Raw genomic sequence first — 19,271 nt, 5'->3', positions numbered from 1 at the left:
CTCAGGGTGCGTCGGTGCTGTCGCCGGACGGCCCCGCGTAGACGTTCAGCGTCACCGTCGACCCGATCTGCACGGTGCTCCCGGGCGACGGGGACGTCGAGACGACCTCGCCGGGCTCCGCGTTCTGGAACTGCCCGCTGGCCTCCTGCGACTGCACCTCGAGCCCGAGCCCGCGGAGCTGCGCGGTGGCGTCCTCCTCGGACTTGCCGACGACGTCGGACGGGATCTGGACCGTGGTGGGCGCCGCCGCCACGGTCAGCGTGATGACGGTCTGCTGCGGGATGATGCCGGACCGGTCCTGCGCGATGACGGTGCCCGGCTCGGCGTCGGCCGTCTCCTGCTGCTGGATGTTCGACCCGAGCTTCAGGCCGTTCAGCGCCGCGACGGCGTCCTCCTGCTTCTGGCCGCGCAGGTCGGGCAGCTCGACGTTTCCGGAGGCGATGAACAGCGCGACGGTGGAGCCCTCCGCGACCGACTGGCCCTTGGCGGGGTCGGTGCGCAGGGCGCGGTCGCCGGCCTGGTCGGGGCTGTTCTCCTCCTCCACGCTGCCGACGACGAGGCCACGCTCCTCGATCTGCTGCCGCGCCTGCTCCTGGGTGAGGCCGGCGACGTCCGGGACCTCGACGGAGCTCGGGCCGGTGGAGACGACGTACGTGACGTCGGAGCCCTCCTCGACCTCCTCGCCGCCCGCGGGGTCGCTGCTGATGACGGTGCCCGCCTCGACCTCGGTGCTCGCCTCGGCGGTCCGCACCGGGTTGAGCCCGGCGTCCTGGATCGCAGCGACCGCGTCGTCCTCGGACATGCCGGCGACGGTCGGGACCGTGACCGGCTCGACCGGCGGCGTGCGGTCCTGCATGAGCAGGTACACCAGGCCGGCGACGGCGAGCGCGGCGATCACGCTGAGCGTGATCCACAGCCAGCGCTTCGACTTCTTCTCCGGCTCCTCGTCCTCCGGGTCCGCGGGCGGCAGCACGGCCGTCCCCGGGCTCGTCGGCGCCCACGCGGGTGCGTCGCCGGGCATGAGCTGGGTCGTGGCGGCGTCGGCGCCGAGCACCTGGGTCGCGGCGCCGGCGCCGAGGGCGGCCGGGACGACCGGGGGAGCGGTCACGACGCCCCCGCGGGCGGCGGCCTCGAGGTCGGCGCGGAACTCGGCCGCGGAGGAGTAGCGGGCGTCCCGCTCCTTGGCGAGGGCCTTCGCGCAGATCCGGTCCAGCACCTCGGGCACGTCGGACGCGACGGACGACGGCGCCGGGGCGATCTCCCGCACGTGCTGGTACGCGACCGCGACGGGGGAGTCGCCGACGAACGGCGGGCGGCCGGTCAGCAGCTCGAACAGCAGGCAGCCGGCGGAGTACAGGTCGGAGCGGGCGTCGACGGTCTCGCCGCGGGCCTGCTCGGGGGACAGGTACTGCGCCGTGCCGATGACGGCCTGCGTCTGGGTCATGGTGGCCGCGGAGTCGGCGACGGCCCGGGCGATGCCGAAGTCCATCACCTTGACCGCACCCGTGGGCGTCAGCATGACGTTCGCGGGCTTGATGTCCCGGTGCACGATGCCGGCGTGGTGGGAGTACTCGAGCGCCGACAGCACGCCGGCGGTGATCTCGATGGCCTCCTCGATCGGCACGGCCTGGCCGTCGCGGAGGATGTCGCGGACGGTGTGGCCCTCGACGTACTCCATGACGATGAACGGCACGTGCGCGACGGCGCCGGTGGGCTCGGTGTAGACGTCCTCGCCGGTGTCGTACACCGCGACGATGGACGGGTGGTTGAGCCCGGCCGCGGCCTGCGCCTCCCGGCGGAACCGTGCCTGGAAGGACGGGTCGCGCGCGAGGTCGGAGCGCAGGATCTTGATCGCGACGGTGCGGCCGAGCCGCGCGTCGTGCCCGATGTGCACCTCGGCCATGCCGCCGCGGCCGATGAGCTCGCCGACCTCGTACCGTCCGGCGAGGATCCGGGATCCGTCGTCCACCACTAGGCGTCCTTCGCTGTCGTCGTTCGCGCGTCCGGTGCGGTTGCGCCGGGCACGTGCTCGGAGATCATCCCACCCTCGGCTGCCGCCCGGGCGTACCCGGGGGCGTCCTGGCGGCCGGTCGACCCGGTGTCTCCGCCCGTCAGGCTGTCGGCCAGCGCGGCGCCGAGCAGCGCCACGACCAGCACGGCCAGCACGAGCAGGGGCCACCGCACCTGCAGCCGCCGCCACGCGGGCCGCTCGGTGACGCGCACGTGCGCGCGGGTGGTGGGCTGGGCGTGCGCGCCGCCGGGCCGGGCCGCGCCGCCCACCTGGTAGGTGGGGCGGTCGACCGGCCGACCGGTGCGGGGGTCGAACGCCGGCGGCGGCGCGGGGGTCGCGGCGGCCGTCGGGTTCACGGAGCCCCGGACCCGGGTCGCGCCCTCGGCGGTCGGCCGGGAGCCGGTGGCCCGCCCGCGCCGGGTGTCGGCGGCAGCGGGTCGCGCGGCCGCGTCGCGGGCCGGACCGGAGCCGCCGGACGTCGCGGCCGCGGTCGACCGCGACCGGCCGGGCACGATCGACACGGGCGGGCTGCCGCCGGCCGGCGTGTGCGGGACGAGCGCGTCGAACATCCGCGCGAGCTCCTCGGCGCTCGCGGGACGCTGCGACGGGTCCTTCGAGAGCAGACGCATGACGAGCGCCGCGATCTGCCGGTCCACCGTCGCGGGCAGCGGCGGGACGGGCGTGTTGACGTGGGCGACCGCGATGTCGACGGCGGTCGGGCCGGTGAACGGCCGGTGCCCGACGAGCGCCTCGTAGGCCACGATGCCGAGCGCGTACATGTCCGAGGCCGCGGTCGCGGGGCCGCCGACGGCCTGCTCGGGGGACAGGTACTGCGCCGTGCCCATGACCATGCCGGTCGCCGTCATCGGCACCTGGTTGTGCGACAGCGAGACGCCGAAGTCGGTGATCTTCACCTTGCCGGTGGGCGTCAGCAGGATGTTGCCGGGCTTGACGTCGCGGTGCACGACCCCGGCCTCGTGGGCGGCGTGCAGGGCGCGGGCGGTCTGCGCCAGGATCGGCAGCAGCCGGCGCGGCGGCAGCACCGGCTCGCGCTCCAGCAGGTCGCTCATCGGCTCGCCGATGATGAGCTCCATCGCGAGGAACGCGGAGCCGTCCTGCTCCCCGTAGTCGAACAGCGCGGCGATGCCCTCGTGCGACAGGCTCCCGGCGTTGCGCGCCTCGGTGCGGAACCGCTCGAGGAACCCGGTGTCGCCCGCGAACTCCTCGCGCAGCACCTTGATGGCGACGTCGCGCTGCAGGGACTCGTCGTGCGCGGCCCACACCTCGCCCATGCCGCCGACGGCGATCTGCCGGGTCAGCCGGTAGCGGCCGCCCAGGACGACGCCGGGTGCGGGCCTCACTGCCCGATCACCGCCTGCATGACGGCGCGCGCGATCGGCGCGGCCACGCGGCCGCCGGTCGCCTCGGAGCCGGCGTCGCCGCCGTGCTCGACGATGACGGCGACCGCGACCTGCGGGTCGTCCGCGGGCGCGAAGCCGGTGAACCAGGCGTGCGGCGCCTCGCCCTCGCGGCCGGTCTGCGCCGTGCCGGTCTTGCCGGCCACCCGCACGCCGGGGATCTGCGCGGCGGTGCCGGAGCCGGAGTCCACGACGCCGACCATCATGTCGGTGAGCGCGCTCGCGGTGGCGCCGGAGACGGCGTCGGACAGCTCGGACGGCTCGGTCTCGCTGACGACGTCGAGGTCGGCCGTGCGGACGGTCTGCACCAGGTACGGCGTCATGAGGGTGCCGCCGTTCGCGATGGCCGCGGAGACCATCGCCATCTGCAGCGGCGTCGAGCGCACCGACTCCTGGCCGATCGCCGACAGCGCGGTCTGCGCCGCGTCCGGGTCCGCCGGGAACGTCGACGCCGACACCGGCATCGGCACCGTGAGGTCGTCCGAGTCGAACCCGAAGCGGTCCGCCTGCTCGCGCAGCGCGTCGTCGCCGAGGTCGGCCCCGAGCTGCGCGAACGCGGTGTTGCACGAGATCCGCAGGGCGTTCGCGAGCGTCGTCTGCTCGTTCGCGCCGCAGGACGACCCGCCGAAGTTCGGGAGCTGGGTCCGCGTCCCGGGCAGCGTCAGCTCGTCGGGTGCGGCGAGCACCGACTCGGGGGAGTAGTCGCCCGACTCCAGCGCGGCGGCGGCGGTGATGAGCTTGAACGTCGACCCGGGCGGGTAGTTCTCGCGGATCGTCGTGTTGAGCAGCGGGTCGCCCTCGGCGGCCGCGAGCTGCTGGTACGCGGCGTTCGCGGCCGTCGTGTCGTGCGTGGCCAGGGCGTTCGGGTCGAACCCGGGGGTCGAGACCATCGCGAGGATCCGGCCGGTCGACGGCTCGACCGCGACGACCGCGCCCTGCTGGCCGCCGAGCGCGTCGAACGCGGCCTGCTGCGCGGCGGGGTCCAGCGTCAGCTCGATGGACGAGCCCTGCGGCTGGCGGCCGGTCACGAGGTCCTGCACGCGGGTCCAGAACAGGGAGTCGGCCTGCCCGGTCAGCACGTCGTTCATGGCGCGCTCGAGCTGCGTGCCGCCGTTGACCACCGAGTAGAAGCCGGTCACCGTCGAGTACAGCTCGGGCTGCAGGTACGAGCGCTGGTAGCCGAACGGGTCGTCGACGGGCTTCGACTCCGCGATGGTCTGCCCGGCCACGATGATCGGCCCGCGGGGCCGGCCGTACTCCCGGTACAGCGTGCGGACGTTGCGGGGGTCGTTGTTCAGCGCCGACGCCTGGCCGAACTGCACCCAGGACGTGCCGGCGAGCAGCGCGAGGAACATCACGAGGACCACCGTGGCGAGGCGGCGCAGCGGGGCGTTCACGCGTCACCACCCCCGCTCGTGCGGCGCAGCCGCTCGGTCGGCTGGTCGTCGGTGGGGCTCGCGCCCGCCACCCGCACGGGGGCCACGGCCTCGTCGTCCAGCGGGATGCCGCCGGCGGGGGTCGACAGCAGCGGGCCGGACACCTCGGGCGCGGGGCGTCGCGCGTCGTCGGAGATGCGCAGCAGCAGCGCGGCGATCAGCCAGTTCGCGAGCAGCGACGACCCTCCGTACGCGAGGAACGGCGTGGTCAGGCCGGTCAGCGGGATGATCCGCGTGATGCCGCCGACCACCACGAAGCACTGGAACGCGATGACGAACGCGAGGCCGGCGGCGAGCAGCTTGCCGAACCCGTCGCGGACCCCGATGGCCGTGCGCAGGCCGCGCTGGCTCAGCACCAGGTACATCACGAGGATCGCCATGAGCCCGGTGAGGCCCAGCTCCTCGCCGAGCGACGCGACGATGAAGTCCGACTCGGCGAACGGCACGAGGTCCGGGCGGCCCTGCCCCCAGCCGGTGCCGAACAGCCCGCCGCTGGCCAGGCCGAACAGCCCGCGCACGAGCTGCCCGGAGCCGCCGGGGGCGCGGTCGAAGACGTCCTGGTCGAGCGCGTGCAGCCAGATGTGGAAGCGCGCCGCCACGTGCCCGAACGACGACGCGGCCAGCGCCACACCGCCGCCGAACATGAGCAGGCCGATGATGATCCAGGACAGCCGCTCGGTGGCGACGTAGAGCATCGCCACGAACAGGCCGAACAGCAGCAGCGACGTCCCGAGGTCCCGCTGGAACACCAGCAGGGCGATCGACGCGGCCCACACCACGGCGATCGGGCCCAGGTCCCGCAGCCGGGGCAGCTGCAGGCCGAGCACCCTCGGCCCGGCGAGCGCCAGGGTGTCGCGGTGGGTGACGAGGTAGCCGGCGAAGAACACGGCCAGGGCGATCTTCGCGAGCTCGGCGGGCTGCAGCGAGAACCCGAGCGCCCGGATCCAGATGCGCGCGCCGTTGATCTCGACCCCGAGCCCGGGGACCAGCGGCAGCACCAGCAGCACGAGCGCCGCCACCATCGCCGTGTACGTGTACCGGCGCAGCGTCCGGTGGTCGCGCAGCACGACGAGCAGCGCGCACGCCAGCACCACGGAGATCGCCGACCACGCGAGCTGCTTGCCGGCGAACATCTCCGTGCCGCCGCGCGCCTCCCGCGCGAGGTCGATCCGGTAGATCATCGCCAGGCCGATGCCGTTCAGCGCGATGACGACCGGCAGGATCACGGGGTCCGCGTAGGGGGCGCGCCAGCGCAGCACCACGTGCACGAGCAGCGCCAGTCCGGCCATGCCCGCCCCGTACCCGAGCACGTCGGCGGGCAGCTCGTCCGTCGCGCCCAGGCCGACCAGGGCGTACGCGGAGACCGCGATGACCAGGGCCACCGCGATCAGCCCGAGCTCCGTCCCGCGACCGGCGCGCACGCGGTGCGCCTCCACGGTCGCCATCAGGGGGCCGCCGTGCCGGTCGGGCGGGCGGACGACGTCGGGCGCGGGGTGCGCGTCGGCTCCGGGTCCGGCTGCTCGGCGGCAGCGTCCTCCGCGAGGGCGTCCACGCGGGTGCGGGCGTCCGCGAGCGAGGCGGTGTGGATGGTCTGCTCCACGCGGTCGCGCACGAAGCCGGGCAGGTCGTCGACCGCCAGCTCGGTCCGCTCCACCACGTCGGACAGCGTCAGCGGCCCGATGGACTGCGGGATGCCGCGGTAGATCGCCACGACCTCGCCGTCGACGCCGACGTAGTACTGCGTCTGCGTCCAGCGGTAGAACCCGGTGGCGCCGGCGGCGAGCAGCAGCACCGCGAGCAGGGTCACGACGGTCCCGCGGATGCGGCGCCGGCGGCGGGCGCGGCGCTCGTCCTGGTCGTCCTCGTCGTCCTCGACCGCCGGGACGCCGCCGCCGGGGGTGCTCGCCGCCGCCTGCCGGGACAGCTCCGCGGCGCGGGCGGCCGGCCCGTCCTGCGCGGACGTCGGGCGGTTGCGGGTCACCGCGGCCGAGCCGACCACCACGGCGTTCGTCCGGGGGCCCGCGCCGTCGCGGACCTGGTCGAGCTCCAGCACGTCCGCGACCACCACGGTGACGTTGTCGCCGCCGCCGGCCCGCAGCGCGAGCTGCACGAGCCGCTCGGCGCAGGTGTCGACGTCCGCGATGTCGTGCAGCGTCTGGGCGATCGTGTCCCCGCTGACGAAGCCCGACAGCCCGTCGGAGCACAGCAGCCAGCGGTCGCCCGCCCGCGCCTCCCGCACGGACAGGTCCGGCGCGATGTCGACGTCGAAGTCCCCGAGCACCCGCATGACGACCGACCGCTGCGGGTGGTGCTCGGCCTCCTCCGGCGTGATCTTGCCGGTGTTGACCAGGTGCTGGACGAACGTGTGGTCGGTCGTGACCTGCGTCAGCACCCCGTCGCGCAGCAGGTAGCCGCGCGAGTCGCCGAGGTGCACCATCGCGAGCTTGTTGCCGGCCCGCAGGATGGCCGTGACCGTCGTACCCATCCCCGCGAGCTCCGGGTTGGCCTCCGAGCGGCTGATGATCTCCTCGCGGGCCTCCTCCAGCGCGCGCTCCAGCTCGTCCAGCGCGTCGTCGGGGCCGTGGGACTCCCCGTCCAGGGGCGCCAGCGCCGCGATCGCCACCGACGAGGCCACGTCGCCGCCCGCGTGCCCGCCCATGCCGTCCGCGACGACCAGCAGGTGCGGCCCCGCGTAGGCGGAGTCCTGGTTGTTCGACCGGACCAGCCCCACGTCGGACCGGGCGGCGTAGCGCAGCGCGATGGTCACGACCCGCTACCCCTGCAGCTCGAGGACGCTCTGGCCGATGCGCAGCTGCGCGCCGGGGCGGAACGGCACGGCTCCCGAGACCCGCTGGTCGTCGAGGAACGTGCCGTTGGTGGACCCCATGTCCTCCACGAGCCACTGGTCGCCCTCGGGGAAGACGCGGGCGTGCCGGGAGGAGGAGTAGTCGTCGTCGAGCACGAGCGTGCAGGACGGGGCGCGGCCGATCAGCACCGCGGACGCACCGAGCGGCAGCGTCGTCCCGCGCAGCGGACCCTCGGTCACGACGAGCCGCGTCGGACCGGCACGCCGACCGCGGCCGCGGTCCGGGGCGGGCGGCGCCGCGGGGGCCGGGGCCGCGGGGGTGGCGCCCGGCGTGGCGGCGGCCGGGCGGCCCGGGCGTCGGCGGTTGACGATCCGCGTGCCGTACAGGTCGCGGCGCAGCACCCCGATGGCGGACAGCACGAACGCCCACAGGAGGACGAGGTAGCCCAGCCGCAGCAGGGTGACCGTCAGCTCACTCATGCGTGCCGATCGTGGAGCCGCTCACTCGTCCAGGTCCTGTCCGTCGCCGTCGCCCGTCCAGAACATGATGCGGGTCCGGCCGATCGTCAGCGTGTTCCCGTCCAGGAGTGTCGCGGCCGGGACCTGGTGGCCCTCGACGAACAGCCCGTTGGTCGACCCGAGGTCCGAGGCGACGACGCCCTGCGGCGACACCCGGATCTCGAGGTGCCGGCGGGAGACCCCCGGGTCGTCCACCACGATGTCCGCCTCGGAGCCGCGGCCGATCACCGTCACCGGCCCCGTCAGCAGGTACCGCTGGCCGTCGATGTCGATGAGCGGGTGCCGGGGGCTCGGCGCGGCGGTCGTCGCCGGGGCGGCCGCACCGCGCACCGTCGCCGACTTCACGCGGAACCGGCCCGTCTCCAGGTCCTCGTACTCGTGGAACGCCACCGTCACCGGCCCGACGAACGCGTACCGCTGACCCGTCGCGTGCTCCGTGACGTTCGCCGCCAGCTCGTCCGCCAGGGCCTCCGCGCCCCACGCCTCGACCTGGTCGTAGTCGCCCGGCGACAGCTCGATGGTGAACTCGTTCGGCACCACCGTCCGGTCGCGGCCCACCACGGCGGCCCGGTCGTCGACCTCGCGGCGCAGCGCGCTCGCCAGCTCGACGGGCTTCACCTCGCTGCGGAAGGCCTTGGCGAACGCGGTGTTCACGACGCGCTCCACCCCGTGCTCGAAACGGTCGAGGATGCCCACGCCCACCACCTCCTCACCGCACGCGTGTGCCGCCGGTCACCGGACGGCGCCCGACATTCTGCCTGAATGGTAGCCGTGGGACCGATCCCCGGACCCTGCCTGGGGACGGCGGGGCGGCGCGGACCTGGTGAAAGGGTCGTGGTGGGCGCCGGCGGGTGCCGTGTGCGGGGCTCGGGCGGGGGCGCGGGGCGGGCGGTGTCGGGCGCACCCCGGGGCGCCCTCGGGGTTGTCCGGGCGGCCCGCGAGTCGTGCTAATCTTCTGCGGCGCGCGAGTGGCGGAACGGCAGACGCGCTGGCTTCAGGTGCCAGTGTCCGAAAGGGCGTGGGGGTTCAAATCCCCCCTCGCGCACGCAGAGCTGTTCTGGTGACCCCTGGTCGGAGTGATCCGGCCGGGGGTTCTCTGCTTCTGGTTTCTGACCTGCGGTTTCGTGAGCACGCTGGTGTGCTGGAGTCGCGAGTCCGGGTGCTCGGGGCACGCGTGCGTCGTGCGGTCGGGCTCTCCGCTGGCGCCGTGCTGGGAGCTGCCGCAGTCTCTGTCGGTGCGGGTGCCGCTGCGTCGGCCGCCGTCACGTGCGCCGTCGGTGGACAGGAGGGGGATCCGTGCGTGCTCTTGCGCTCGTCCTCTGCGTCAGCGCATTCGTTGTGCTGTTCGCGATGCTCGGCGCCCGATTCTTCCCGCCGCTGATGCGCGACGGGAAGTCGATCTCCCGCAGGGCGGGGTTCTTCGCTCTCGGCTACTTCGTGATCGCGCTTCTCGGCGGCCTCGCGCTCCTCGTGACATCGGCCTGACTGACGGCACCGTCGACACGTCGAGGACGTCCGACCGCGGTCAGCCGACGACGCACTCGTCGACGCTGACGCCGGCGTCCGTCAGCTGCTGCTCCATCTCGGACACCGTGCCGGCCGCCTCGATGCCCCGGTCCTCCAGGCATCCGCGCGCCACGCGTGCCCACTCGGACGTGTCGCTCTGCGCGATCTGCCACGCCACATCCAGAGGGCCGAACTCCCGGGCGTAGCACTCCTCGTCGACACCCGAGACGACGGCGGCCTCCGGGATGGAGTAGTCGACGACCGGCCCGCTGTCGTCGTGCACGACGACCTCGTAGCCCTCCCCGCTGAGGCACGCGGCGAACCGCTGGAAGCCCGCCAGGTAGGCGTCGTGCCCGACCTCGCCCGACCCGAGCGCCGCGAGGAGCTCCGGACTCTCGACCGGCGACCCGCTCGGAGAGGGAGAGGCCGATCCGCCGTCGAGTCGAGGCTCCTGCGCGGCCGGCGTACACCCACCGACGGCCCACGCCAGCACGGCGACGGCGGCGACACTGCGCCGGACCCGGCTCTCCGCGGAGGTCCGCGAGGTGTCGTGGGTGCTCGGCTCGGCGGCTGCGGCTGCGAGTCCGTGCGTCATCACTCACCCCTGGTCCCTCCGAGGGCCACGTCGCCCACGGATGTGGCAGATCCTGCGCACGGCCTGCATTCGTCGAGGACCGACGGAGTCGCGCCGATGTCGCCGTCCGTCGGACGCTAGCAACGGCGCCCCGCTCGCCGCGCGGGCAGGTGACACGCCCCGTGGCAGCTCCATGGGGCCGGGTGAGCCGTGGGAGCGTCCGACGGGCCGGCCGCCCGCCGCGGGGTGCGGCGCTGTGCCATCGTGAGCGGGGGAGAGCGGACGGAGGAGACGACCATGACCGACACCACGTGCCACTTGTCCATCTCGCTCGACGGCTACGTCGCGGGCCCCCACCAGAGCCTCACCGACGGGCTCGGCGTGCGTGGGCAGGAGCTGCACACCTGGCACCTGGGGGACCCGCGGGCGACCGACGCCGACCGTGCCGCCGAGGCGTGGCTGATGCGTCCCCGCGGCGCCTACGTGATGGGTCGGAACATGTTCGGGCCGGTCCGGGGGGAGTGGGACGAGCCCTGGGACGGGTGGTGGGGCGAGGAGCCGCCGTACCACGCGCCGGTCTTCGTCCTCACGCACCATCCTCGCGAGTCGATCGCGATGGCGGGCGGCACGACGTTCCACTTCGTGACCGAGGGGTTCGACGCCGCGTACGCCCAGGCGCTGGCCGCCGCCGACGGCCGCGGTGTCGACATCGCCGGAGGGGCGTCGACGGTCCGCCAGGCGCTCGCGGCGGACGTGGTCGACGAGCTGGTCCTCGACGTGGTCCCCGTCCTGCTCGGGGACGGCGAGCGGCTGTTCGACGGGGTGGGGTCCTTCGGGTTCGAGCCCGTCGAGGTACTGCCCTCGCCGCTCGCGACGCACATCCGCTACCGGCGCGCCGCCCGCTGACGCGGCCGTCGCGGTCGTGCCCCGGCCGCGGGGATGGTGCGGGGGACTCCTGCCGTTCACCGCGGCCGTCGAGGCGATCCGCGCCGCGAGCGGCGTCCCGCTGCTCGTGGTCCGGGAGCTCGTCGTGTCGTCGGCGTGGTTCGGTGTGGGCGTGCTGATCGCGCGCCGGGTGCTCGCCGCCGTGCGATCGGGCCGACGGTCGCGCGACGTGTGGACACGCGGACTCCTCCGGGGGTGGTGCCGGTCAGCCGTGGTCGGGCTCCGCCTGCGCGCGCCGGGGCAGCAGCCGGGCGACGGGCAGGCAGACCGCGGTGATCACCAGCGCGATGAGCAGCGCGACGGTCACGGCGTGCACGGTGCCGCCGGACGCGTCCCCGCCGGACCCGCCCCCGAGCGCGTGCAGGTACACGGTGGTGATGAGCGCGGACCCGATGCCGTTCGCGAGCTGTTGCACGGCGGTCAGGGACCCGCTGGCGCTGCCGGCCTCCTCGGCGGAGACGTCGCCGAGCGCGATGTCGTAGATGGTGCCGAAGCAGGTGCCCAGCCCGACGCCCATGACGAACACCGGCGCGACCATGGCCCAGGTGCCGATCGACAGCCCCTGCGCCAGCACGAGCAGCAGGAACCAGCCGAGACCGACCAGCGTGATGGTCAGCCCGGCGAACACGAGCGTGCGCCCGAGCCGCGCCATGAGGCCCATGCACGCGAAGGCGGCGACCATGATGCCGACGGTCAGCGGCATGAGGGACAGCGCCGCCCGGCCCGGGCTCTGGTGCAGCCCGCCCTGGAGGAACAGCGACAGCACGTACATCAGGCCGCTGGTCGCCGCGAAGAACGCCAGGCCCATGATCAGGCCGGTGGTGAAGCCCCGGTTGGCGAACAGCGAGGGGCGCAGCAGCGGGTCGGCGGCCGTGCGCTGGCGCCGCACGAACAGCACGAACGCGATCACGCCGACCGCCAGGGCGACCAGCGACACCGGCGCCCAGTCGGTCTGGGAGCCCTCGATCAGCCCGTAGAGCAGGCCGAACATCGACAGCGCGAGGTACGCCGAGCCCTGGCCGTCGATGCTGACCGCCGCGCGCTCCGCGGAGGTGTCGCCGTCGCGGGGCAGCAGCCGCACCGCGAGCGGGACCCCGACCACGCCGAGCACGATGTTGATGAGGAAGACCGCGCGCCACCCGGTGCCGGCGACGTCGGCGTCGATGAGGAACCCGGCGAGGACGGGGCCGCCGATCGCGGCGATGCCGAGCAGCGGGCCGAACAGGCCGAACGCGGTGCGCATCATGTCGCGCGGGAAGGCGCGCGTCATGATCGCCATGCCCTGCGGGATGAGCAGCGCGCCGAACGCCCCCTGCAGGAGGCGGGCCGCGACCATGACGCCGGGGCCGGTGGCGAGGCCGGCGGCGCCGGAGGCGAGCACGAAGCCCGTCATGCCGAGGAGGAACAGCCGGCGCTGGCCGTACTTGTCCCCGAGGCGCCCGCCGATCACCAGCAGCACGCCGAGGGCCAGCGCGTAGGACGCGCCGAGCCACTTGATGAGGCCGTCGCCGCCGCCGATGTCGGCCACGATCGACGGGGCGGCGATGTTCGTCACCGTCGAGTCGATCATGTCCAGCGCGTCGGCCAGCAGGACCAGCCCGAGGACGGCCCACAGCCGCGGGCGCGACAGGGGCGTCGCCGTTCCGTCGGCACCGGCAGGGCTCCCGCCCTCGGTGGTGGCCACCTGGGTGGCCGGTGTGCTCTCCGCCATGACGTTCTCCTGTCCCGGGGCCGGCACCGCGGCGCGGAGTGCGTCGGCGCGTCGTGCGGCCGAGGTTGAGTGTAGTCACTACACGTTTGGAGTCACTACCAACAACTAGTGACTAGCATCACGTGTACGATGGGGCCATGACGGACCCCCGCACCGGCCTGCCCGCCGCCGCCGGACGCCGCGAGCGCAAGAAGGCGGAGACGCGGCAGGCGCTCGTGGCCGCCGCCCGGCGCCTGTTCGTCGAGCGGGGCTACGACGACGTGACGGTCGCGCAGATCGCCGAGGAGGCCGACACCGCCGTCACGACGCTGTTCAACCACTTCCCGGACGGCAAGGAGGCGCTCGTCTTCGACGACACCGCCGGCGAGGACGAGCGCACGTCGTCGCTCGCGGCCGCGGTACGGGGCACCGGCAGCGTCCGCGCGGCACTCGAGGCGCTCGGGCGGTTCTTCCGCGGCCGCGGGGTGTTCGAGCCCGACCCCTCGCCCGAGGAGCAGCAGGTCCTCGGGCTGATCCTCCGCACCCCGCAGCTGCGCACCTACGCGCGCCGGCAGTGGGAGGCGTGCGAGGAGGCCCTGACCGCGGCGCTCGCGGCCGAGGCCGGTGCCGCCCCCGACGACCCGGCCCTGCGGGCGCTGGCCCGCTACGTCCTGCAGATCCCTGACCTGGCCACCGACGCGACCGAGCCGCGCGCGGCCCTCGACGCGATCATCGCGCGCCTCGTGTCGGGGTGGGGCGCCGACCCGGCGTGAGGTGACGGCCCGCGCGGCCCGCCGTGGCGGGGGAGGGCCGCGCGACGGTCCGGTGCGCCGGTGGCGCGCACCGCCGGGCCGCGGGTGTCAGGCGCGCTCCGGCGCCCCTCCGGCGTCGGCCGGCGCCCGGGTCGCCGCCGCGTCGGCCTCCGCCGCGGTCAGCGCCGCGATGAGCGAGCGGGCGTCGTGCGGCGCGGTGTGCCGGCGACCGTTGACGAACAGCGTCGGCACGGCCGTGATGTCCATCGCCTCCGCGTCGAGCATGTCGTCGCGCACGCGCGCGGCGACCTCCGGGGAGGTGAGGTCGCGCTCGAACCGCTGGACGTCCAGCCCCAGGTCGGCGGCGCGGCGCAGGATGTCCGCCGGGCGCTGGTGCTCCTGGTCGGTGAACAGCGCCCGCTCGAACTCGAAGAACTTGCCCTGCAGCGCGGCCGCCTCCGAGGCCTCGGCCGCCGCGACGGCGTTGGGGTGGTAGCTGAGCAGCGGGGCGTGGCGCCAGACGTACCGCAGCCGTCCGCCGAGCTCGGCGACGACCTCCTGGATGGTGCCCGCCGTCTTGAGGCAGAACCCGCACTGGAAGTCGCCGTACTCGACCAGGGTCATCGGCGCGTCGACGGGCCCGTAGATGTGGTCGCGCTCCGGGTCGACCGGACGCTGCAGGACGTTGCGGGTGTCCTCGCCCGTCCCGCCGCGCTCCGCGGCCCGGAAGATCACGGCGGCCAGGCCCGCGGCCAGGGCCGACGCGAGCAGGACGCCGACGCGAGCCTCGTTGGCGACGGCGGGGTCGTCGATGGCGAGGTCGACGATGAACAGCGAGAGCGTGAACCCGATGCCGCAGAGCGCCGCCCCGCCGGCGAGCCGCCCCGAGGTCAGCCCCGGGCCCAGCTCGCCCAGGTGCAGGCGACGCATCGCGGCGGTCGAGCCCCAGACGCCCAGCGGCTTGCCCAGCACGAGCGCGATCACCACGCCCCAGGTCACGGGCGAGCGGACCGCGCCGGCCAGGACGTCCCCGTTCACGACGACGCCCGCGTTCGCCAGCGCGAACAGCGGCAGGATCACGAACGAGACGTACGGCGTGTACGCCGACTGCAGCCGCTCGTTGACGGAGATCGACTCGCGGAGGCTGTTCGCGGCGGCGCGCGCGTACTGCGTGCTGGGGGACTGGCGGAACGTGCGGGCGAGCTCGAGCGCGTGGTCGACGTCCCGGCGGCTCGGGCGGTACACCGGCACGAGCAGCGCGACGGCGACGCCCGCGAGCGTCGGGTGCACGCCGGAGGCGAGGAACGCGAACCAGACGACGATCGCGAGCGTGGCGTAGATCGGCCCCCGCCCGCTCGGCACGTACCGCGTGAACCAGATGCCCACCAGCCCCACCGCCGCGACCAGCAGCGGCATCGGGCGGAAGTCCTCCGTGTAGACGAGCGCGATGATCGTCAGCGCCGCGATGTCGTCCACCACGGCGAGGGCCAGCAGGAACACCCGCAGCCGGGCGGCCGACCGCGGCCCCAGCAGCGCGAGCCCGCCGACCAGGAACGCCGTGTCCGTGGAGATCACGACCCCCCACGCGTGCTCGAAGCCCGTGCCGCGGGTGACCAGGACGAAGAGCAGAGCCGGCAGGGCCAGCCCGCACAGCGCCGCGACCACCGGCACGACGGCCCGCGACCAGCTCGTCAGCTCCCCGATCGCGAACTCCCGCCGCACCTCCAGCCCGACGGTGAAGAAGAACAGCGCCATCAGCGCGTCGTTCACCAGCGCGTGCAGCGTGAAGTCCAGGTTGAGGTCCGCGACCCCCACGGTGAGGTGGGTGTCCCAGAACGCCTCGTACGTCGCGTGCGACGCGTTCGCCCAGACGATCGCCAGCGCCGTGCCGAGCAGCAGCACCACCGCTCCGAGCCGGCCGGACCCCACGGACCGCACCCACGCGGCGATCGACGGCGGGGCCGGCGTGCTCGGCGGCGCCTCCGGGTCCGGCGAGCGGTCGATCACGAGCGGCAGCGACATGGGGACCCCCGTCTCCCGTGCGCCCGCGGGGTCCTGCGGCGGACCGGGCGGGGCGCTGGACATGTGCCTCGGAGCATGGTCGCCCGGGGCCCCCTCGGGCAAGACCCCCGCCGCGGTGCCCGGGCCCGGCCGGCCCGGGGTGAAGTGCGGTGTGAAGTCCCCGGCCCCGCCCGCCGACCGGGACCTTCGTCCCACAGGCTTCCGCGGGAGCGGGGGGCTCAGCGTGCTCTCCGCCCGGTCACAGGCTGCCGCAGCGCCGTGGCCGCCTCGAAGCAGCCTGGAGGAGAAGTGCAGCACGGAACCCTGCCCGGTCACCGGGCGACGGCGCGACGACGGCCCGGTCCGGGCCGCCGCGCCGCCCTGGCCGGCCTGACGTCGCTGGCGGTGCTCGCGGGTGGCGTCGCGCCGGTCGCGCTCGCACCGGCCGCCCTGGCCGACCCCGCCCCGGAGGCCACCACCAGCGTGTTCGGCGTCGGCACCGTGTCGGGCGTCGTCCCGGACGGCGTCTGCTCGGTGGACGTCACCGTCGTCGGCGGTGCGGGCGGTCGGTCGGCCGCGGGCGCGAACGGCGTCGGGGCCAACGGTGGCGCCGCGCGGATCGCGGCGACGTTCGCCGTGGTGCCCGGCACGGCGTTCTCCGGGGGAGTCGGCGGCGGCGGCGCCCAGAACTCGGGCAACGCGGGCGGCGCCGGCGGCGCGAACGGCGGCGGCGCGGGCGGTGCGGTCGGCGGCCAGCACGGCGGTGCCGGGGGCGGCGGCTTCAGCGAGCTGCTGCTCGGCGGCGAGCTCGCGGTGCTGGCCGGCGGTGGCGGCGGCTCCGGTGGCGGCCACTCGCAGTCGACGGACGGCTTCGGCGGTGACGCCGGCCTGCCCGCGGGGCCGGGCGACGTCGGGGCCGGGTCCGCCGGGACGGACGGCTACGAGGGCCTGGCGGCGGGCGGCGACCGCATCGGCGTCGGCGGCGGCGCCGGGGGCGGCGCGACCCCCGGGGCGGGCGGCGTGCACAGCACCGACCCGACGCTCGACGGCCTGCCGGGTGCGGGTCGCACCGGTGGCGCCGGGGCGTTCGACCCGAACTACGACGCCGGCGGCGGTGGCGGTGGCGGCCTCGCCGGCGGTGGCGGCGGCGCCTCGACGACGATCCAGAACTCGGACGCCGACGGCACGGGCGCGCAGGTCGACACCGTCGCCGGTGGTGGCGGCGGTGGCGGGTCGAGCTTCGTCGCCGCGACCGCGACCGACGTCTCCGCGACGGCCGTGGGCCGGGCGACGGGGACGGGCGCGGGCGCGAACGGCTCGATCACGCTCGACTGGGTCGCGTGCGACTACGACCTCGCGGTCACGAAGACCGTCGCGGTCGAGGGCGGCGACCCCGTCACCTCCGCGTCCGCGCAGGCCGGCGACGACCTCACGTGGACCGTCACGGTGACGAACCAGGGACCCGCGGCGATGACCCGCGGTGACGTCGTCACCCTGCGGGACGTCCTGCCGGGGACCGGGGCGGCGACCCTGGCGTCCGTGTCCACCAGCGGCGGCACGAACGGCTCGCTCGAGCGCGGGCCCGTCACGTGCGACGCGGCGGCCGGCGACCCGGTCCCGGCGGCCCTGGAGTGCTCCCGGCCGTTCGCCCTGCTCGGCGAGCCCGCCGACGGTGCCCGCGGCCTCGACGTCGGGGAGACCCTGACCGTCGTCTACACGCAGACCGCCGCCGGCGACCCGGGCGAGGTCCTCACCAACGTCGCCTCCGTCGAGGACCGCGGCGACGAGTCCGACAACTCCGCCACGTCGACGGTCGCCCTGGTCGCGCCGCCGACGGCCGCCGACGACTCCGACACCGGCAACACCATCGGCGACCGCGTCGTCGTGGACGTGCTCGGCAACGACTCCGGCGTGACGTCCGACCTCGACCCGACGAGCGTCGTCCTGCGCGGCCCGTCGGGCTCGTGGGTCACGTCGCTCGAGGTGCCGGGCGAGGGCGTCTGGACCGTCGACCCGGCCACCGGCGCGGTGGCGTTCGAGCCCGAGGACGGGTTCCTCGTCGACCCGACACCGGTGGTCTACCGCGTCGCCGACGAGGACGGCCTCACGGCCACCGCGACCGTCGTGGTCGGGTACGTGCCCGCCGCGGCGGACGACGCCGACCTCGGGAACGCCATCGGCGACGTCGTCACGGTGGACGTGCTCGACAACGACACCGGCGACCTGGACCCCGCGAGCGTGCGGCTCGTCGGCCCGTCCGGTGACCGCGTCCAGCGCCTCGAGGTGCCGGGCGAGGGCGTCTGGACCGTCGACGCCGCGACCGGTGCGGTGACGTTCGCCCCCGAGGACGGGTTCCTCGTGGACCCGGCCCCCGTCACGTACGAGGTCACGGACACCACCGGCGACACCGTCGCGGCGACGGTCACCGTCGGCTACGTGCCGGACGCGGCGGACGACCTCTCCCGCGGCAACACGCTGGGCGAGCCGGTCCGCGTCGACGTGCTCGGCAACGACGCGGGCGACCTCGACCCGGCGTCCGTCCGGCTGGTCGGCGCGGACGGCGACCCGGTGACGGAGCTCGTCGTCCCCGGCCAGGGCACGTGGACGGTCGACGGCACCACCGGCGCCGTCACGTTCACGCCGGAGCGCGGGTTCCTCGGCGACCCCACGCCGGTGCGGTACCGGGTGACCGACCCGACGGGCGACACCGTCACCGCGGGCGTCACCGTCACCTACCGTCCGGCCGCCGCGGACGACACCCGCACGGGCAACGAGCTCGGCAAGCCCGTGACGGTCGACGTGGTCGGCAACGACACCGGCGACCTCGACCCGGCCAGCGTGCGGGTCGTCGGGCCGGACGGCAGCCGCGTGACCCGCCTGGACGTCCCCGGTGAGGGGCGCTGGACGGTCGACCGCACCACGGGCCGCATCACGTTCACGGCGGAGCCCGGGTTCGACGGCAACCCGACGCCGATCACGTACGAGGTCGCGACCGTGGCCGGCGACGTGGCGACCGCCCGGGTGGCCGTGACGTTCCTGCCGCAGGCCGCGGACGACGCGGACGAGGACAACCCGGCGGGCACCGCCGTGACGGTCGACGTGCTCGGCAACGACCGCGGCAGCCTCGACCCGACGACGGTGCGCCTGCTCGACCCGGCCGACGGCTCCCGCGTGACGCGGCTCGTCGTGCCCGGCGAGGGCACCTGGACGGTCGACCCCGAGACCGGGGCCGTCACGTTCACGCCGGAGGCCGGCTTCACCGGCGACCCGACGGCCGTGGGCTACGAGGTCACGGACGTCGAGGGGAACGTCACGCAGGCGCAGGTGCGCATCACCTACGTCGCCGCGGCCGCCGGTGACCCGGCGCCGCCGGCGTCGCAGCCGCTGGCCGTCACCGGCACGGAGGCCGCCGTCGGTGCGGGGGTGGCGCTGCTGCTCCTCGCCGGTGGTGCCGCGCTGGTCGGCTGGCGCCGGCGGGCGGAGCACACCACCCGCTGATCCTCGTCCGGGTGCGCTCCCCCGCACCCGGCCGGGCACGAGGTCCCGGCGCGCTGTGAGGGCGCGCCGGGGCCTCGTCGCGCCGGGAGCGCCGTCGGCTCAGGACGGCGGGGCC

General features: G+C 75.1%; 14 protein-coding genes and 1 tRNA gene. 5 read left to right on the top strand and 10 right to left on the bottom strand.

The window, feature by feature from the left end; translation table 11 throughout:
* Nucleotide 1: 1 nt before the first annotated feature.
* The 7 genes from pknB to AAHH18_RS03960 are packed head-to-tail and all read right to left on the bottom strand — an operon-like array spanning nt 2 to nt 8,886.
* Nucleotides 2-1,972 (bottom strand): Stk1 family PASTA domain-containing Ser/Thr kinase, encoded by a 1,971-nt coding sequence (pknB, locus tag AAHH18_RS03990; RefSeq protein ID WP_283318721.1) that lies wholly within the window; start codon nt 1,970-1,972, stop codon nt 2-4.
* A complete protein-coding gene (locus AAHH18_RS03985) occupies nt 1,972-3,372 on the bottom strand; it encodes a serine/threonine-protein kinase (protein ID WP_343300661.1) in 1,401 nt (466 codons plus the stop codon). Before AAHH18_RS03985 ends, pknB begins: the two co-directional genes overlap by 1 nt.
* Nucleotides 3,369-4,826 carry a peptidoglycan D,D-transpeptidase FtsI family protein gene (locus AAHH18_RS03980; RefSeq protein ID WP_343300660.1) on the bottom strand — a complete coding sequence of 486 codons (1,458 nt, stop codon included), beginning with the start codon at nt 4,824-4,826 and terminating at the stop codon, nt 3,369-3,371. Before AAHH18_RS03980 ends, AAHH18_RS03985 begins: the two co-directional genes overlap by 4 nt.
* Nucleotides 4,823-6,310 carry an FtsW/RodA/SpoVE family cell cycle protein gene (locus tag AAHH18_RS03975; RefSeq protein ID WP_343300659.1) on the bottom strand — a complete coding sequence of 496 codons (1,488 nt, stop codon included), beginning with the start codon at nt 6,308-6,310 and terminating at the stop codon, nt 4,823-4,825. Before AAHH18_RS03975 ends, AAHH18_RS03980 begins: the two co-directional genes overlap by 4 nt.
* On the bottom strand, nt 6,310-7,632 hold the full coding sequence (locus AAHH18_RS03970) for a Stp1/IreP family PP2C-type Ser/Thr phosphatase (protein WP_283318717.1): 1,323 nt from the start codon (nt 7,630-7,632) through the stop codon (nt 6,310-6,312). The genes AAHH18_RS03975 and AAHH18_RS03970 overlap by 1 nt, the downstream gene beginning before the upstream one ends.
* A gap of 6 nt (nt 7,633-7,638) precedes the next feature.
* On the bottom strand, nt 7,639-8,151 hold the full coding sequence (locus AAHH18_RS03965; RefSeq protein WP_283318716.1) for an FHA domain-containing protein FhaB/FipA: 513 nt from the start codon (nt 8,149-8,151) through the stop codon (nt 7,639-7,641).
* Nucleotides 8,152-8,172: 21 nt separating this feature from the next.
* The gene (locus tag AAHH18_RS03960; protein ID WP_222170905.1) at nt 8,173-8,886 is read right to left on the bottom strand and encodes an FhaA domain-containing protein; all 714 of its coding nucleotides are present in this window, start codon (nt 8,884-8,886) and stop codon (nt 8,173-8,175) included.
* 266 nt (nt 8,887-9,152) lie between these two features.
* On the opposite strand from AAHH18_RS03960, the gene AAHH18_RS03955 reads away from it, so the two are divergent.
* Together AAHH18_RS03955 and AAHH18_RS03950 are read left to right on the top strand one after the other, a co-directional pair.
* Nucleotides 9,153-9,235: transfer RNA gene (locus AAHH18_RS03955), tRNA-Leu, on the top strand.
* A gap of 251 nt (nt 9,236-9,486) precedes the next feature.
* Entirely contained in the window at nt 9,487-9,675 is a 189-nt protein-coding gene (locus tag AAHH18_RS03950; protein ID WP_343300658.1) for a hypothetical protein, read from the top strand.
* A gap of 40 nt (nt 9,676-9,715) precedes the next feature.
* Here the strand turns inward: AAHH18_RS03950 and AAHH18_RS03945 are convergent, their stop codons facing one another.
* The gene (locus AAHH18_RS03945; RefSeq protein ID WP_343300657.1) at nt 9,716-10,291 is read right to left on the bottom strand and encodes a hypothetical protein; all 576 of its coding nucleotides are present in this window, start codon (nt 10,289-10,291) and stop codon (nt 9,716-9,718) included.
* A gap of 276 nt (nt 10,292-10,567) precedes the next feature.
* Between AAHH18_RS03945 and AAHH18_RS03940 the strand changes: the two genes are divergently transcribed.
* The gene (locus AAHH18_RS03940; RefSeq protein WP_343300656.1) at nt 10,568-11,176 is read left to right on the top strand and encodes a dihydrofolate reductase family protein; all 609 of its coding nucleotides are present in this window, start codon (nt 10,568-10,570) and stop codon (nt 11,174-11,176) included.
* Nucleotides 11,177-11,420: 244 nt separating this feature from the next.
* Here the strand turns inward: AAHH18_RS03940 and AAHH18_RS03935 are convergent, their stop codons facing one another.
* A complete protein-coding gene (locus tag AAHH18_RS03935; RefSeq protein ID WP_343300655.1) occupies nt 11,421-12,926 on the bottom strand; it encodes an MFS transporter in 1,506 nt (501 codons plus the stop codon).
* A 137-nt stretch (nt 12,927-13,063) separates the two neighbouring features.
* Between AAHH18_RS03935 and AAHH18_RS03930 the strand changes: the two genes are divergently transcribed.
* Nucleotides 13,064-13,678, top strand: coding sequence for a TetR/AcrR family transcriptional regulator (locus AAHH18_RS03930; RefSeq protein ID WP_343300654.1), 615 nt, complete (start codon nt 13,064-13,066; stop codon nt 13,676-13,678).
* An 87-nt stretch (nt 13,679-13,765) separates the two neighbouring features.
* On the opposite strand, the gene nhaA is transcribed toward AAHH18_RS03930, so the two are convergent.
* On the bottom strand, nt 13,766-15,679 hold the full coding sequence (gene nhaA, locus AAHH18_RS03925; RefSeq protein WP_343300653.1) for a Na+/H+ antiporter NhaA: 1,914 nt from the start codon (nt 15,677-15,679) through the stop codon (nt 13,766-13,768).
* Nucleotides 15,680-15,967: 288 nt separating this feature from the next.
* Here nhaA and AAHH18_RS03920 point away from each other — a divergent pair, with 288 nt between their 5' ends.
* A complete protein-coding gene (locus AAHH18_RS03920; RefSeq protein ID WP_343300652.1) occupies nt 15,968-19,156 on the top strand; it encodes an Ig-like domain-containing protein in 3,189 nt (1,062 codons plus the stop codon).
* The last annotated feature ends 115 nt before the right edge of the window (nt 19,157-19,271 follow it).

Source organism: Cellulomonas olei, from assembly GCF_039548315.1.
Taxonomy (GTDB): domain Bacteria; phylum Actinomycetota; class Actinomycetes; order Actinomycetales; family Cellulomonadaceae; genus Cellulomonas.
Note: the sequence above shows the minus strand (reverse complement) of the source record. Positions and strands in the feature narration are given on the sequence as shown.